Origin of the sequence: Mesorhizobium sp. M0618, assembly GCF_040320765.1 — a bacterium.
Taxonomy (GTDB): domain Bacteria; phylum Pseudomonadota; class Alphaproteobacteria; order Rhizobiales; family Rhizobiaceae; genus Mesorhizobium.
On the sequence record NZ_JAMYQH010000010.1, the window covers coordinates 117114 to 131987 of the forward strand.

At 63.2% G+C, this 14874-nt stretch carries 12 protein-coding genes; 5 read left to right on the plus strand and 7 right to left on the minus strand.

All coding sequences use genetic code 11. The features are described 5' to 3' along the window. Window positions 1-197: 197 nt before the first annotated feature. The 4 genes from NKJ04_RS13395 to argH form a co-directional block, all read right to left on the minus strand. Window positions 198-1139 carry a threonine/serine dehydratase gene (locus tag NKJ04_RS13395; RefSeq protein WP_128304651.1) on the minus strand — a complete coding sequence of 314 codons (942 nt, stop codon included), beginning with the start codon at window positions 1137-1139 and terminating at the stop codon, window positions 198-200. A 39-nt stretch (window positions 1140-1178) separates the two neighbouring features. Next, entirely contained in the window at window positions 1179-2447 is a 1269-nt protein-coding gene (gene lysA, locus NKJ04_RS13400) for a diaminopimelate decarboxylase (protein ID WP_128304650.1), read from the minus strand. 64 nt (window positions 2448-2511) lie between these two features. Beyond that, window positions 2512-2718, minus strand: a complete 207-nt coding sequence (lptM, locus tag NKJ04_RS13405; protein WP_023811112.1) for an LPS translocon maturation chaperone LptM — start codon at window positions 2716-2718, stop codon at window positions 2512-2514. A 118-nt stretch (window positions 2719-2836) separates the two neighbouring features. Then, entirely contained in the window at window positions 2837-4237 is a 1401-nt protein-coding gene (gene argH / locus NKJ04_RS13410) for an argininosuccinate lyase (protein ID WP_352675522.1), read from the minus strand. A 35-nt stretch (window positions 4238-4272) separates the two neighbouring features. Between argH and tlpA the strand changes: the two genes are divergently transcribed. After that, entirely contained in the window at window positions 4273-4962 is a 690-nt protein-coding gene (tlpA, locus tag NKJ04_RS13415) for a thiol:disulfide interchange protein TlpA (protein WP_352675524.1), read from the plus strand. On the opposite strand, the gene NKJ04_RS13420 is transcribed toward tlpA, so the two are convergent. Next, window positions 4959-7391 (minus strand): EAL domain-containing protein, encoded by a 2433-nt coding sequence (locus tag NKJ04_RS13420; protein WP_352675527.1) that lies wholly within the window; start codon window positions 7389-7391, stop codon window positions 4959-4961. The two genes, tlpA and NKJ04_RS13420, sit on opposite strands and share 4 nt — an antisense overlap. A gap of 359 nt (window positions 7392-7750) precedes the next feature. Here NKJ04_RS13420 and ugpB point away from each other — a divergent pair, with 359 nt between their 5' ends. From ugpB to NKJ04_RS13440, 4 genes are all read left to right on the plus strand, one after another. Next, window positions 7751-9061: a sn-glycerol-3-phosphate ABC transporter substrate-binding protein UgpB gene (gene ugpB, locus NKJ04_RS13425; RefSeq protein WP_023811116.1), complete on the plus strand. Its 1311-nt coding sequence runs from the start codon at window positions 7751-7753 to the stop codon at window positions 9059-9061. 195 nt (window positions 9062-9256) lie between these two features. Continuing rightward, window positions 9257-10141, plus strand: a complete 885-nt coding sequence (gene ugpA / locus NKJ04_RS13430) for a sn-glycerol-3-phosphate ABC transporter permease UgpA (protein WP_023811118.1) — start codon at window positions 9257-9259, stop codon at window positions 10139-10141. Between the two features lie 9 nt (window positions 10142-10150). Further along, window positions 10151-10999 (plus strand): sn-glycerol-3-phosphate ABC transporter permease UgpE, encoded by an 849-nt coding sequence (gene ugpE, locus NKJ04_RS13435; RefSeq protein WP_352675530.1) that lies wholly within the window; start codon window positions 10151-10153, stop codon window positions 10997-10999. 7 nt (window positions 11000-11006) lie between these two features. After that, entirely contained in the window at window positions 11007-12074 is a 1068-nt protein-coding gene (locus tag NKJ04_RS13440) for a sn-glycerol-3-phosphate import ATP-binding protein UgpC (protein WP_023811120.1), read from the plus strand. Window positions 12075-12087: 13 nt separating this feature from the next. On the opposite strand, the gene NKJ04_RS13445 is transcribed toward NKJ04_RS13440, so the two are convergent. Then, the gene (locus NKJ04_RS13445; protein WP_023811121.1) at window positions 12088-13170 is read right to left on the minus strand and encodes an ABC transporter ATP-binding protein; all 1083 of its coding nucleotides are present in this window, start codon (window positions 13168-13170) and stop codon (window positions 12088-12090) included. Continuing rightward, the gene (locus NKJ04_RS13450; protein WP_352675635.1) at window positions 13167-14747 is read right to left on the minus strand and encodes an ABC transporter permease; all 1581 of its coding nucleotides are present in this window, start codon (window positions 14745-14747) and stop codon (window positions 13167-13169) included. The genes NKJ04_RS13445 and NKJ04_RS13450 overlap by 4 nt, the downstream gene beginning before the upstream one ends. Between the last annotated feature and the right edge of the window lie 127 nt (window positions 14748-14874).

Consider the following 14874-nt stretch of genomic DNA (forward strand, 5'->3'; position numbering starts at 1 on the left):
GCCCTATCCCTATGAGCATGATCTGTTCCGAAAGGGATTTCACTTTTCGGGATCATGCTGTGGAGCGGGCAGGATAGCCCGACGCCTCACGACTCAAAGAATACCAGCAAACACGGCAAAGGCGAGGCAGTTCGGAAAAACGTGAAGTGGCCGTTATCGTTCCATCCTGCATACCCTTCAGAAGTTGGTGGGCCCCTTTAGAAGGTAGCGGGGTCTGCATTCGCCCCGCAGACCAGTACGGCGACCCGTTCGCCCGCCGCCGGCGCATAGCGGCCGGACAGGACCGCGGCAAAGGCGGCCGCACCTCCCGGCTCGGAGATGATGCGAGCCCGGTTCCACAGCGCCTTCTGCGCGGCGATGATGTCGTCGTCACTGACCAGGATCGAGCGTTCGACAAAGGCCTCGGCGATCGGGAACATCATTTCGCCGACGCGCTTTGGCGCCAGCGAATCGGCGGCGATGCCCTCGGCCGGTGCGTCGACGGGGTGTCCGGCCTCGAAGGCGCGATGCAGCGTCGGCGCTCCTTCCGGCTCGACGGCGATGATGCGGATGCGGCCGGCAAACCAGGCAGCGATGCCGCCGATCAGGCCGCCGCCGCCGACAGCGACCAGCAGCGTGTCGATCTTAGGCAAATCGCTCTCGATTTCGAGCCCGAGCGTGCCTTGGCCGACGAGCGTTTCCTCCTGGTTGAAGGCATGAATCTGCAAGGCGCCGGTTTTCTCGGCGAAACGTTCGCTGGCCGCCAACGCCTCGGCATAGCGGGCGCCGCCGACGATCAGCTCGGCGCCGTAGCTGCGGATCCGTTCCAGCTTGGCCGCCGGGCTCACCTCGGGAACGAAGATGGTCGCCTTATGGCCCAGCCGCATGGCGGCATAGGCGACGGCCGCGCCATGGTTGCCGCCCGATGCCGCGACGACACCGGCGTCGGGAACCGGCCGCTCCAGGAGATTGGTGAAAGCGCCGCGCGCCTTGAACGAGCCGGAATGCTGCAGGCATTCGAGCTTCAGGTCGACGGCCAGCGGCGGCCGGTCGAAGTCGGCCATGTCGACGCGCAGCACTGGCGTGAGCCTGATATAGGGGCGGATGCGCGGTTCCATTGCGGCAATGCGCTCGCGTGTGACGGTGATGCCGTTCGTCATGATTGCTCCCTGTGACGGGTAGGTGTGTTTCCGGCGCTTCTATGCAAGCCAGTCGGGCATGGAATCCAGCCCGATCAGGTCGTCATAGGTCAGGCGTGGGCGCACGACGTGGAACCGGTCGCCGTCGACCAGCACTTCCGGAACCAGCAGACGCGTGTTGTAGGTGCCGGCCTGTACCGCGCCATAGGCGCCGGCGGTGGAGACGGCAATCAGGTCGCCGGCCTTCAGCCTGGGCAGATCGCGGTCCAGGCCGATATAGTCGCCGGTCTCGCAGACCGGGCCGACCACGTCGACCATCATGCGCGGCGTGTCGGCCGGCGGCTGCACGACCGGACGGATGTCGTGGAAGGCGTCGTAGAGCGTCGGCCGGATGAGATCGTTCATTGCGGCGTCGACGACGAGGAAGTTCTTGGCGTCGCCTTCCTTCACGAAGATCACTTCCGAGACGAGGATGCCGGCATTGCCTGATATCAGCCGGCCAGGCTCGAACATCACCTTTAGCCCGAGCTTGGTGACATGCTTCCTGACGATCTGGGCATAGGCGTCGGGCAGCGGCGGCGGGTTGTTGTCGATGCGGTAGGGAATGCCGAGCCCGCCGCCGACATCGATATGCTCGATGGCATGGCCGTCCGCCCGTAGCGCGCCGACGAGATCGACAAGCAGGGCGAAGGCATCGTCGAAGGGCTGCAGCTCGGTGATCTGGCTGCCGATATGGGTATCGATGCCGGTGATCCTGATGCCGGGAAGCTTTGCCGCGCGGGCATAAACCTGCCGCGCCCGCTGCCACGGGATGCCGAACTTGTTCTCGGCCTTGCCGGTGGAGATCTTCTTGTGGGTCTTGGCGTCGACGTCGGGATTGATGCGCAGCGAGATCGGCGCCACCTTGCCAAGGGCAGTGGCCCGCGCCGACAACAGCTCGAGTTCAGGCTCGGACTCGACGTTGAAGCAAAGGATGCCGGCGGCAAGGGCAAAGTCCATTTCGCGCGCGGTCTTGCCGACGCCCGAAAACAGGATCTTGCCGGCCGGAATGCCGGCGGCCAGCGCCCGGCGCAATTCACCTTCCGAAACCACGTCGGCGCCGGCGCCGAGCTTGGCCAGCGTCCGCAGGACGGCCTGGTTGGAATTGGCCTTCATGGCGTAGCAGACCAGCGCGTCGAGCCCGGCAAAGGACTGGGCAAACACCCGGTAGTGCCTGGTCAGGGTGGCCGTCGAATAGCAGTAGAATGGCGTGCCGATCTGTGCGGCGATATCTGGTATCGCCACGTCCTCCGCATGGAGCACGCCGTCGCGGTAGTCGAAATGGTTCACGAGAGTGGTTCCGGAAAGTTGGGGCTCGATGAGATCGGGTTGGAAGGCCCCGCTCTCGTCGGCTCTAGATCAGCGGGTCGAGGATGAATTTCTTGTCCTTGACCGGTTTTTCCGGCTCCGGCGGCACGGGCTGGTGGGCCTTCGAGGCATCCTTGCGCGCCTGCACGGCCGCCTCATAGGGCGTGTCGAGAGCGCCCCTCCTGCCGCAGGCCGAAACGGCCGCGATCGCAACCAGCAGCGTCAGCGTCACCAAAATCCTGCTTCCGGTCATCGATCCATCCGTCCGAAACGTTTGTCAGCCGCCGCTTTTAGCCGAGTTCTCGGCGCATTGCACCCCGAGATATTGCTCGTCGAAATATCCGGGATATTACTGCTCGCAATATCCGGCATTACGCCTTCGCCAGCCGCTTTTTCCAGGCGCGGATCTGCTTCCTCACTTCCGACGGCGCGGTGCCGCCGAAACTGATGCGGCTCTTGACCGAGTTCTGCACCGCCAGCACCGAAAATATGTCGGCCGTGATGCCGGAATTGATCGACTGCAAATCCTCCAGTGAAAGCCTCTCCAGCCCCACCTTCTTGTCTTCGGCCAGCGCCACCGCCCGGCCGGTGACATGATGCGCCTCGCGGAACGGCAGGCCGAGCGTGCGTACCAGCCAGTCGGCAAGGTCGGTTGCTGTGGCGTGGCCGGAGCCGGCGGCCTTCTTCATCGCAACAGCGTTGACCGTCATGTCCGAGACCATGCCGGTCATCGCCGCCAGCATCAGGTCGAGCGTCTCGGCGGCGTCGAACACCGATTCCTTGTCTTCCTGCATATCCTTGCCATAGGTCAAAGGCATGCCCTTCATCACCGTTAGCAGGCCGACCAGATGACCGGTGACGCGGCCCGTCTTGCCGCGCACCAGTTCGGCGGCATCGGGGTTCTTCTTCTGCGGCATGATCGAGGAGCCGGTGGAAAACGAGTCCGACAGCCTGACGAAGCCGAACTGCGGCGTCGACCAGATGATGATCTCTTCGGCCAGCCGTGACAGATGCGTGGCGCAGATCGCGGCAAGAGCGAGGAACTCAAGCGCGAAATCGCGATCCGAGACGCTGTCGAGCGAATTGCGCATCGGCTCCCGGAAGCCGAGCGCCTTGGCGGTCCGGTGACGGTCGATCGGGAAGCTGGTGCCGGCGAGGGCCGCGGCACCGAGCGGGCTTTCGTCCATCCGCTCGATCGCATCGCGCACACGCGACAGGTCGCGCGAAAACATCTCGACATAGGCCATGCAGTGATGGCCGAAGGTCACCGGTTGTGCCGCCTGCATATGGGTAAAGCCCGGCATCACGGTCGCGGCATGCTCCTCGGCCCGCTCCAGCAGCGCCTCGATCAGCCCTTTCAACGCCTCGGCGACGCGAAAGCACTCATCCTTGACCCACAGCCTCAAATCGACTGCGACTTGATCATTGCGCGAGCGGGCGGTGTGCAGCCGGCCGGCCGCCGGGCCGATCAGATCGGCGAGGCGCGCCTCGATGTTCATGTGGATGTCTTCGAGCCGTGTCGAAAACTCGAAGCTGCCGGCCTCGATCTCTTTCAGGATCGTGTTCAGCCCGTCAGCAATTTTTTCTTGGTCGGCCGCCGAAATAATGCCCGTTTGCGCCAGCATCTCGCTGTGGGCGATCGAGCCTTTGATGTCCTGCGCATAGAGTTTGCGGTCGAAGGAGATAGACGCGTTGATCGCTTCCATGATCGCGGCCGGACCCGAGGCAAAACGTCCGCCCCACATCTGGTTGCTGGTTTTCTTGTCGCTCATGGCTATAACCCGTGCTTCGGAGCAGTTTTGAAAAAATGGCAGACGGTAGTAGATTCTTCCCGACCCCGCGCCTGATCCTCGCCGCCTTGGTGGCGGGCGCGCTGGCGGGCGCGGTCGCGGTATATGTCAGCGAGAGCCGGTCTGGCAACAATGCACCGGCACAAGCTGCCGTGGGTGAGAGCAAGGACGATGTCGCCTGCGCGGCCAAGAGCGACCGCGCCAAGAAAGTCGCGGCGTCGGCCACCGGTGAGGTTGCGGCACTTTTGCCGGCCGATCCGCCACAATCCCTGAAGAGCCTTGCCTTCAATGGCCCGGACGGCAAGCCGATGACGCTTGCCGATCATGCCGGCAAGACGGTGCTGCTCAATCTGTGGGCGACATGGTGCGCGCCGTGCCGTGCCGAAATGCCGGCGCTCGATGCGCTGCAGAAGGAAAAAGGCAGCGACGCCTTTGAAGTGGTCGCCGTCAATGTCGATGCCGGCGACGATGTGAAGCCGAAGAAGTTCCTCAGCGATACCGGCGTCGCGACGCTCGATTATTACCGGGATTCGACGATGGCGCTGTTCAACGACCTCAAGAAGCGCGGCCTGGCGTTAGGCCTTCCCGTTACCATGCTGATCGACGGCGAAGGCTGCCTGATCGCCCATATGAACGGCCCGGCCGAATGGTCGGGGCCGGACGCCAGGCGGCTGATCGAGACGGCACTCAAGCCCGAGAGTTTTTAAGCCCTATTGAGGACAGGCGCGGGTGCGAAGGCCAGAACGCTTCTGTCGCGCAAGGTGGCGGGTTTGCTGCCGACAGCGGGTGCGACGACACCGGTCAGCTCGCCGAATTCCTCGATGAGAGCTGGCCTGCCGATGTAATAGCCCTGGCCGATCTCGCAGGCTTCGGCGTCCAGGAATTTCAGTTCGCCGAGCGTCTCGACACCTTCCGCCAGAACCGGCAGGCCGAGACCGCGTCCAAGTCCCAGGACGGCGCGCACGATCGCCGCGACCTGGCCGTTCTTGTCGACGGACTTGATGAAGGAGCCATCGATCTTGATCTTGTCGAAGGGGAAGGCGCGAAGGTTGGAGAGCGAGGAATAGCCTGTTCCAAAATCGTCCATGGCGACGCGCACGCCCAGCGCCTTGACCTGCCGCAAGGTGGCCAGTGCCCGCGGCATGTCCTTAACAAGCGCCGTCTCGGTGATCTCAAGCTCGAGCCTGCCGGGCGCCAGGCCGGAATTCAGCAAGGTTTCGTGGACCTTGCGGCTGAAATTCGTGTTGTGGAGCTGCACCGCCGAAACGTTGACGGCCACCGTCAGCGGATTTCCCCAGCGGGCGGCTTCCTCGCAGGCAGCCGTCAGCACCCATTCGCCAATCTGGCCAATGGCTCCGCTGTCTTCGGCCACCGGGATGAATATGCTCGGCGACACGTCGCCGCGCGTCGGATGCCGCCAGCGGACCAGCGCTTCGAAGCCGACCATCTTTCCGCTGCTGATCTCTTTCTGCGGCTGGTAGACGAGGTAGAACTCCTGGCGTGCGACCGCCTGGCGCAGCTCGTGCTCCATCACGCGCTTGTCGCGGGCCTCGGCCCCCATCGAAGCTTCGAAATAACGGTAGGTGTCCTTGCCTTCGGTCTTGGCCCGGTAGAGTGCCGTATCGGCGTGGCTTATCAGGCTGGCCTGGTTCTCGGCATCCGATGGATACAGCGCTATGCCGATGCTGGCCGACACAAGGCCGCCGCCGACAGAAAGCCGGTTTTCCTCGCGCATGGCGGTCAGCACCGCGTCGGCGATACGGCCCGCCTCCAACGGGTCGGTCAGGTTCGGCGCGATGATGGCGAATTCGTCGCCGCCCAGCCGCGCCACCATCTGTCCTTGGCGAAGAATGCCGGTAACGCAATGCGCAACCTTCTGCAGCATGGCGTCGCCCGCGCCGTGCCCATACAGGTCGTTGACCTCCTTGAACCGGTCGAGATCGAGCAGCAGAAGCGCAAGCTGGCCGCCTTTCCTGGTGCGGCCCATCGCAGCAATTTCCGTCTCCAGCCGGCCGGAAAAGCTGCGGCGATTGGCCAGTCCGGTCAATGGATCGAAATGGGCAAGCCGCAGGATCTCCTGTTCCGCCTTCTTGCGCTCGCGAATGTCGCGGACCGCGACCACGTTGTGCGGCTTGCCACAGTAGTCGATGCTCCTGGCGATCAGCTCGACAGGAATGCTCGTGCCATCGCGGCCGCTCAATTCGGCCTCCTGCGGCTGTTCGCCGAAGCCCGACATATCGGATCCGAAGAGATCGCCAAGCTGCATTCCGTTCAGCGTCGCTGTTGCGATGCCCGTCAGTGTCGCCATGCTGTCATTGGCACTGATGATGCGGTTGCCGTCGCAGACGATCAGCCCCTCCACGGCGGCATTGGCCAGGCCGTGCATGCGGTCGACCTCGAGCTTCTGGCGACGGAAGCGCAGATCGATCCACAGCGCCGATGCCGACAGGACCAGGATCACCAATGTGGCGGCGGCGGCCGCGAAAGCCTGCGAGGTCGGCTCGATCGTGTATTCGGATATGACGATCGAGGGATCGGGGAAGATCGAGACGGCACCCATTCCGATGAAATGCAAGGTACAGATCGCCAGTGTCAGCAGCACCGCGCCGGCGGATGTCGCCTTCAGGGAGGGGCGGCGCTGCACGACACGCAGCGCCAGCGCCGCGAGCGTTACGCCGGCCAGAAGGGAAACGGCGACAAGCAACAGGTTCCACTCGATGCGGCCCTGAACCTCGAACGCCGCCATACCAATGTAGTGCATGGCCGCGATACCGCCGCCCAGCACGGCGCCGCCGACGAGATGATAATCGAACTCATTCCGCAAGGTGGCGATCCACATGCCGGCTGCCGTCAGAGTGACCGAAGCAGCGAGCGAAAGCACGGAGAGTGCGGGATCGTAAGCACTGGGTATGCCCGGTGTGAATGCGAGCATGGCGATGAAGTGCGTTGCCCAGATGCCGAAGCCGGTCGAAGTGGCCGCGATCATCAGCCAGGCAAGCCGGTTCCGATCGGTGGAGCGGCTTATGTGATGAAGCAGGTTGACGGCAGAGAAACAGGAAATTCCGCAGATCAGCGCGGCAAGTGCGACCAGTCTCAGATCGTGTTCGTTGACGATACAATTGTAGACCGTCAGCATTTATTTCACCTGATCTTTGGAAATAAACAGGGCAGCAGGATTGAGTAGCGCGTTGCCGTTGAGGGATCGATAAAGTCGCCTGCAACCTTGGCGTGTCTCTTCGGGTTGCGGCGGCTGCAATCAGGGCTGACACGCCGAAGCCAGCTTGGCAGTTCCGATGGTAGTTCCTGGCGCGCTTGTCGTCGCGCTAAGCCGGCTAACCGTGTGGCTTTCCATGTCTCCAAGCGGAGGCGAGGGTGGCGTGAGGTAAAGGGTGAAGTTCGTCGATCTGCAACAAAACCGTTGTCTGATTGTCACGAGCGACACATATTGCCTTTGCGGGAGTGCCCCTTTCGCCAATGACAAACGGGAGATGAAACATGAAGTCCTTCGGCTTCGCGGCCGGTGTTGCCGCCACCTTTATGCTGCTTTCCTCAACCTCCGCTTTTGCTGTCACGCAGATCAGTTGGTGGCACGCCATGACTGGCGCCAATGCCGAAGTTGTCGACAAGATCTCCAAAGATTTCAATGCCAGCCAGAGCGACTATGAACTCGTTCCGGTGTTCAAAGGCACGTATCCCGAGACGCTGAATGCCGGCATCGCCGCCTACCGCGCGGGCCAGGCGCCCGATATCATGCAGGTGTTCGATGTCGGCACCGGCGTGATGATGGCAGCCGAAGGCGCAATCAAGCCGGCAGCCGATGTGTTGACCAGCGCTGGAATGACCTTCGACAAGAGCCAGTATCTGCCAGGCATAGTCGGCTATTATTCGAAGCCGGACGGCACCATGCTCTCCTTCCCCTACAACTCCTCCTCGCCGATCCTTTATTACAACAAGGATATCTTCAAGAAGGCTGGTCTCGACGTCGACAGCCCACCCAAGACCTGGAATGAGGTGTGGGAAGACGCCAAGAAGATCAAGGCGAGCGGCGCAGCCGCCTGCGGCTACACCTCGACCTGGCTGACCTGGATCCATCTGGAGAATTTCGCGGCCTGGAATGACGTGTCATGGGCCACCCAGCAGAACGGTCTGGCCGGCGGCGATGTCGAGCTCAAGATCAATGCGCCGATTTTCGTCAACCATTTCCAGGCGCTCGCGGACCTTGCCAAGGACGGCACCTTCAAATATGGCGGCCGCACCTCCGAAGCCAAGCAGATCTTCCTCGCTGGCGAATGCGGGATCATGACCGAATCCTCCGGCGGCCTTGGCGATATCGTCAAGTCCGGCATGAATTACGGCATCGGCCAATTGCCCTATGACAGCGACGCCAAGGGCGCGCCGCAGAACACGACGCCGGGTGGCGCCAGCCTGTGGGTTTTCGCTGATAAATCCGACGAGGAATACAAGGGCGTCGCGGCCTTCTTCGCCTACCTGTCGAAGACCGAGGTGCAAGAATACCTGCACCAGAAGTCGGGTTATCTGCCGGTGACGCTGGCGGCTTATGAAGCGACCAAGAAGTCCGGTTTCTATGACAAGAACGTCGGTCGCGAGACCCCGATCCTGCAGATGACGGGTAAGGCACCGACCGACAATTCCAAGGGCGTACGTCTGCCGAACCTGCCGCAGGTGCGCGATATCCAGAACGAGGAGTTCGAGAAGATGCTCGCCGGCCAGCAAACCGCCCAGCAGGCGCTCGACAATGCGGTTACGCGTGGCAACGCCGCGATCAAGGAAGCGCTGGGGAATTAGAGCGAGCGCAGGTCCTTTGCTCTACGGCGCGCCCATCTGTCCTGCCAGGCATCTCCCCTCGGCGAGGGGAGTTTTGCCGTCCCTTGCGATTTCGCCAATGGTCGATGATGCCAACGCCGAAACGCTCTTCAAAGCCATCTTGGCGAAGAGGGGTGCCGCATCGTGCCGCCCGCCTCATCACCTCGGAGTGGCTCAGTGACCCCTCGCGTCGTGTTTCCCAACAAGATCCTTCCCTACCTGCTGGTGGCGCCGCAACTGGCCATCACGCTCGTTTTTTTCTACTGGCCGGCCGGTCAGGCGTTCTACCAATCCATGCTCAGGCAGGACCCGTTCGGACTGAGGACCAAGTTCGTCTGGTTCGCCAATTTCAGGAAAGTGCTTGCCGATCCGGCCTACCTGAACTCGATCAAGGTCACGGTGGTGTTTTCCCTTGCGACCGCTATCGTCGCCATGTGCGTGGCGCTCCTGCTCGCGGTCATGGCAGAGAAGGTGGTGCGCGGCAAAGGTCTCTACCGCACGCTCTTGATCTGGCCCTACGCGGTGGCGCCGGCGATCGCCGGTATGTTGTGGCTGTTCCTCTTCAACCCGTCGATCGGGTCGCTGGCCTACATGCTGAGGAGTTTCGGCATCGCCTGGGATCCACTGCTCAACGGCACCCACGCCATGATCCTGCTGGTGTCCGCCGCTGCCTGGAAGCAGATCAGCTACAATTTCCTGTTCTTCGTCGCCGGCCTGCAGGCGGTGCCGAAAGCCTTGATCGAGGCGGCGGCCATGGACGGCGCCGGCGAGACCAAGCGATTCTGGACCATCGTCTTCCCGCTGCTTGCGCCGACGACCTTCTTCCTGCTGGTCGTCAACACCGTCTATGCCCTGTTCGACACGTTCGGCATCGTCCATGCCGTCACCGGAGGCGGTCCGGGCAAGACGACTGAGACGCTGGTCTACAAGGTATACAATGACGGCTTCGTCAATCTGATCCTCGGTGACTCGGCGGCGCAGTCGGTCATCCTGATGGTCATCGTCATCTCGCTCACGGCCATCCAGTTCCGCTATGTGGAACGCAAAGTCCATTACGGCTGAGGGCGAGCGATGATCGGCCAGTCACCGCTCCGCACCGTCATCGCCCACGCCGTGCTGATCCTCGGCATACTGATCGTCGCCTTCCCGATCTACTACACATTCGTTGCCTCGACGCAGACGCTGCAAACGATCCTCAGGCCGCCATTGCCGCTCCTGCCCGGCGATCAGTTCTGGAACAATTACGCCGAAGCGCTGTTCGGCGGTGTCGGTCGCATCGGCGGCGTCAGCGTCGGTCGATTGCTGCTCAACACCACGGTCATGGCGCTCGGCATCGCGGTGGGGAAGATTTTCATCTCGATCCTGTCGGCTTATGCGATCGTGTTCTTCCGTTTTCCGCTGCGCATGGTCTTCTTCTGGCTGATCTTCATCACCCTGATGCTTCCCGTCGAGGTGCGCATCCTGCCGACCTACAAGGTGATGGTCGATCTCGGCATGATCGACACCTATGCCGGCTTGATCATCCCGCTGATCGCCTCGGCCACCGCCACATTGCTGTTTCGACAGTTTTTCATGACCATTCCAGGTGAGCTGGTGGAGGCGGCGCGTGTCGACGGTGCGGGGCCGTGGCGCTTCTTCTTCGATATCCTGTTGCCGTTGTCGCGGACAAATATCGCGGCGCTGTTCGTCATCCTCTTCATTTATGGCTGGACGCAGTATCTATGGCCGTTGCTCGTCACCAACAGCAGCAACATGAACACGATCGTCATCGCGCTCAGAAAGATGGTCTCCTTCGCCGATGCCGATACGCAATGGAACCTGGTCATGGTCACAGCGATGCTGGCCATCGTGCCGCCGATCCTGGTCGTGGTGCTGATGCAACGCTGGTTCGTTCGCGGCCTGGTCGATTCCGAAAAGTGAGAAGCTGATGGCGACCGTCGATCTGAAGGATGTGAAGAAGGTCTACCCCAGCGGTTTCGAGGCCGTGAAGGGCGTTTCAATCGCAGTTCCCGACAAGGAGCTTTGCGTGCTGGTCGGCCCATCGGGCTGCGGCAAGTCCACGCTGCTCAGAATGATCGCCGGGCTCGAAACCATCTCCTCGGGAACAGTTGCGATCGATGGCAAGATCGTAAACTCAGTCGGTCCGACCGAGCGTGACATCGCCATGGTGTTCCAGAACTATGCGCTCTATCCGCATATGAAAGTCTACGACAATATGGCCTATGGGCTGCGCAACCGCGGCACGCCGAAGGACGAGATCGACAGCCGGGTTCGCGCGACGGCGAAAATACTGGAACTTTCGGCGCTGCTCGACCGCCGCCCGCGGGAGCTTTCCGGCGGCCAGCGCCAGCGTGTCGCCATGGGTCGTGCCATTGTGCGCAACCCGAGGGTTTTCCTGTTCGACGAGCCGCTCTCCAATCTCGATGCCAAATTGCGTGGCCAGATGCGGGTCGAGATAAAGAACCTGCAACGCTCGCTTGGCGTCACGTCGGTCTATGTCACGCATGACCAGCTCGAGGCGATGACGTTGGCCGACATTCTCGTCGTCATGAATGCCGGACTGGTCGAGCAAATGGGGGCGCCGCTCGACGTCTACGAAAGACCGGCCTCGACCTTCGTCGCTTCCTTCATCGGCGCGCCGCCGATGAATCTCCTGGCACTGACCGAAGGCGCCTCGGGCGCGGTGCTCGCAGACGGCACGGCGATCGCTTTCGCGCCTCGGGAGGCAAGAGCTGCGACCCTCGGTTTTCGGCCCGAGGATGCCGACGTCACCTTCAATGCGGAGGCGCCGTCCGGCGCGCTCGTCCTGCCGGCGCTGGTCGAGGCAGTCGAACCGGTAGGCGCCGAAAGTTTCCTTCACTGTGCGGCAGGCGGCAACCGCATCGTCGTGCGTGTCGCGGGTCGCGCCACCGCCACGGTTGGCAACCAATTGCGCGTGGTTGCCAAGGCAGAAAAGCTGCACTGGTTCGATCAGGCAGGAAAGCGCGTCGGTTAACCGCATACGGCGTTCAGGCGAAGACATGCGCCTTTCCCGATACGGTCAGTCGGACGATCTCGCCGACCGCCGGCGCGTCCATGCCCGGTTTGCGCAGGACCAGCGGCGTGTTGCCGATCGCTGCCGCATCGGGCGGATCGGCATTGTTCAAGAGCCGCACCGCGACCGTGCACATCGAGCCGGCGAATTCCGATTCCGTCACTTCGCCGAACAGCATGTCCGAGGTGCCGGACATGCCCTCGCGCGACGTTCTCTTCAGCGCGATCTGCTCCGGGCGAAGCATGATGCGGGCGATATCGCGGCTGTCATTGGTGTCGACCGCGATGCGGCCGAGCGGCGAGTTGGCGAAGCCATTCGATATCTTGGCCGGCAGGATGATGGCGTCGCCCAGGAATTCGGCGATCATCCTGTCCTTCGGCTTGAGATAGAGCTCGCGCGGCGTGCCGATTTGCGAGAACTTGCCGTCGCGCATCACCGCGACCTGGCTGGCAAAGGACAGCGCCTCGGCCTGGTCGTGCGTCACCAGGATGGTGGTGATGCCGGCGGCCTCCAGCAGCTCGGCCACCGCCTTGCGCATTGAGGCGCGCAGGCCGGTATCGAGCGCCGAGAACGGCTCGTCGAGCAGCATCAGCCGAGGCTTCATCGCCATGGCGCGGGCCAGTGCCACACGCTGCTGCTGGCCGCCGGAAAGCTCGTGCGGGCGACGTTTGAGGATCGCCTTGTCGAGCCCGACTATATAGGCGAGCTCGACGATGCGCTCAGCGCGCTTGTCCTCGCCGCGGCCCATGCCGAAACCGATATTGTCGCCAATGGTCAGATGCGGAAACAGGGCACCATCCTGCGCCACCACGCCGATGCCTCGCCGATATGCCGGCACCGCAGCGCCGCCATTGGCCAATATCGTACCGTCGAGCGTGATGTGCCCCTGGTCCGGCGCCTCGAAGCCGGCAATCAGCCGCAGCAGGGTCGTCTTGCCGCAGCCGGAAGGACCGACAATCGCCGTGCGGCTGCCGCTGGCGACGTTCATGTCGACGCCGGCAAGGGCCGACACCGGGCCGTACTGCTTGTGCAGGCCGCTGATTTCGAGAAAGCTCATCGTCCGGCCATCCGTTTCGACTGGACATAGAGCAGCCAGGTCAAGGGCAGCGACATCGCCACCATGATGAAGGCGTAAGGTGCCGCGGAGGCATAATCAATCTCACCGCTATAGGACCAGAACGCCATCGCCAGCGTGCGGGTACCGTTGGGCGCCAGCATTTGGGTGGCGGTCAGTTCGTTCATGATGCCGAGCGCCACCAGCGCCATGCCGGCCGCGGCACCAGGCGCCGATAGGCGGATCGTCGTCGACCACAACGCCTGCAGCGGCGGCCGGCCGAGGCTGGAAGCGGCGCGTTCGAGTTCGACCGGCGCCTGCGCGATCGACGCCCGCAGGCTGACCAGCGCGCGCGGCAGGAACATCAGCGCATAGGCCACCAGGATCGTGAACAGGGTCTGGTAGAGCGGCAGCGCGATGCGCACCGTGATGGTGACCAGCGCCAGTGCAATGACAACCCCCGGCAACGAGCCGACAATGTAGTTGCAGCCCTCCAGCATGCGCTGCAATGGCCCCGGGGCGCGGATCGAGATCCAGGCCATCGGCATGGCGGCGACCGTGGCCAGCAAGGCGCCGGCGAGCGCCAGGAACAGCGTCTGGCCAAGCGCCAGGCCGATCTCGTTCAGGCGCCAGACAGCGGCGCCGCCGGCGGCAAGCCAGCCACCGATGGTGACGAACGGCACGCCGAGCGCCAAAAGCGTGGTGACGACAAGCAAGAGCAGGCTAGGGATGGTGGCGCGTCCGAGGCTCGTGCGTTGCTGATGGCGCGCCGCACCTGAGCCGACGCGGGCATAGCGCTCCTCACCGCGCACCAGCACTTCGAGGCCGAGCAGCACGAAGCAGCAACTGACCAGCACGCCGGCCAGCATGTTGGCGGCCGGTCCGTTGAAGGTCGACTGGAACTGGTCGACGATCGCCGTGGTGAAGGTGTCGAAGCGGATGAAGACATAGAGGCCGTACTCGGCCAGCAGATGCAGGCCGACCAGCAGCGAGCCGCCGCAGATGGCGAGCCGCAATTGCGGCAGCACGACCCGCCAGAACACGCGCCGGGGCCCAAGGCCGAGTGCGGCGGCGGCGTCCTCGAGGGCGGGATCGAGACGGCGCAATGCCGCCGACACCGGCAGATACAGGAACGGGAAATAGGCGATCACGGAAACCAGCACGCCGGCCCACAGGCCGTGCAGTCCCGGCACCATGGTGATCCAGGCATAGCTGTGCACGAAAGCCGGGATGGCGAGCGGCGCCACGCATAGCCAGGCCCAGAGCCGGGCGCCCGGCAGGTCGCTGCGTTCGGTCAGCCAGGCCAGCGCAACCGACAGCACGATGGTGATCGGCACGGAGAGCGCGACCAGCAGGACAGTGTTGACCAGAAGCTCGCCGACACGCGGCCGGAAGACCAGCGCCGAGACGGTTTCCCAGCCGGTCTGCACCGCGATCCAGATGATGAAGGCGAGCGGCACCAGCGCCAGCAGCGCAACGAAGATGGCGGCGAGGACCAGCCAAAGCGGTGCGCGTCGCCGGGCCCTTCGGCCTGTGCCCGAAGGCAGGCCCGAACGCGCGAGATCGACCGCGGACTGCATCAGGTCAGACGCCGTGCCGCTGCCGTCCAGCGGCAGCAATTGAAGGACCGCGATCACGGTCGGGAACACAGCGTGTCGTCATCGACGAATGCCATCTCGAAAAACAAAATCACTCCCGCGGAAGGCG

Excerpts from the sequence above, each read along its gene's own strand:
- NKJ04_RS13395 (WP_128304651.1), bottom strand. The coding sequence starts at position 1,139 with ATGACGAACGGCATCACCGTCACACGCGAGCGCATTGCCGCAATGGAA.
- lptM (WP_023811112.1), bottom strand. The coding sequence starts at position 2,718 with ATGACCGGAAGCAGGATTTTGGTGACGCTGACGCTGCTGGTTGCGATC.
- argH (WP_352675522.1), bottom strand. The coding sequence starts at position 4,237 with ATGAGCGACAAGAAAACCAGCAACCAGATGTGGGGCGGACGTTTTGCC.
- tlpA (WP_352675524.1), top strand. The coding sequence starts at position 4,273 with ATGGCAGACGGTAGTAGATTCTTCCCGACCCCGCGCCTGATCCTCGCC.
- NKJ04_RS13420 (WP_352675527.1), bottom strand. The coding sequence starts at position 7,391 with ATGCTGACGGTCTACAATTGTATCGTCAACGAACACGATCTGAGACTG.
- ugpB (WP_023811116.1), top strand. The coding sequence starts at position 7,751 with ATGAAGTCCTTCGGCTTCGCGGCCGGTGTTGCCGCCACCTTTATGCTG.
- ugpE (WP_352675530.1), top strand. The coding sequence starts at position 10,151 with ATGATCGGCCAGTCACCGCTCCGCACCGTCATCGCCCACGCCGTGCTG.
- NKJ04_RS13440 (WP_023811120.1), top strand. The coding sequence starts at position 11,007 with ATGGCGACCGTCGATCTGAAGGATGTGAAGAAGGTCTACCCCAGCGGT.
- NKJ04_RS13445 (WP_023811121.1), bottom strand. The coding sequence starts at position 13,170 with ATGAGCTTTCTCGAAATCAGCGGCCTGCACAAGCAGTACGGCCCGGTG.
- NKJ04_RS13450 (WP_352675635.1), bottom strand. The coding sequence starts at position 14,747 with ATGCAGTCCGCGGTCGATCTCGCGCGTTCGGGCCTGCCTTCGGGCACA.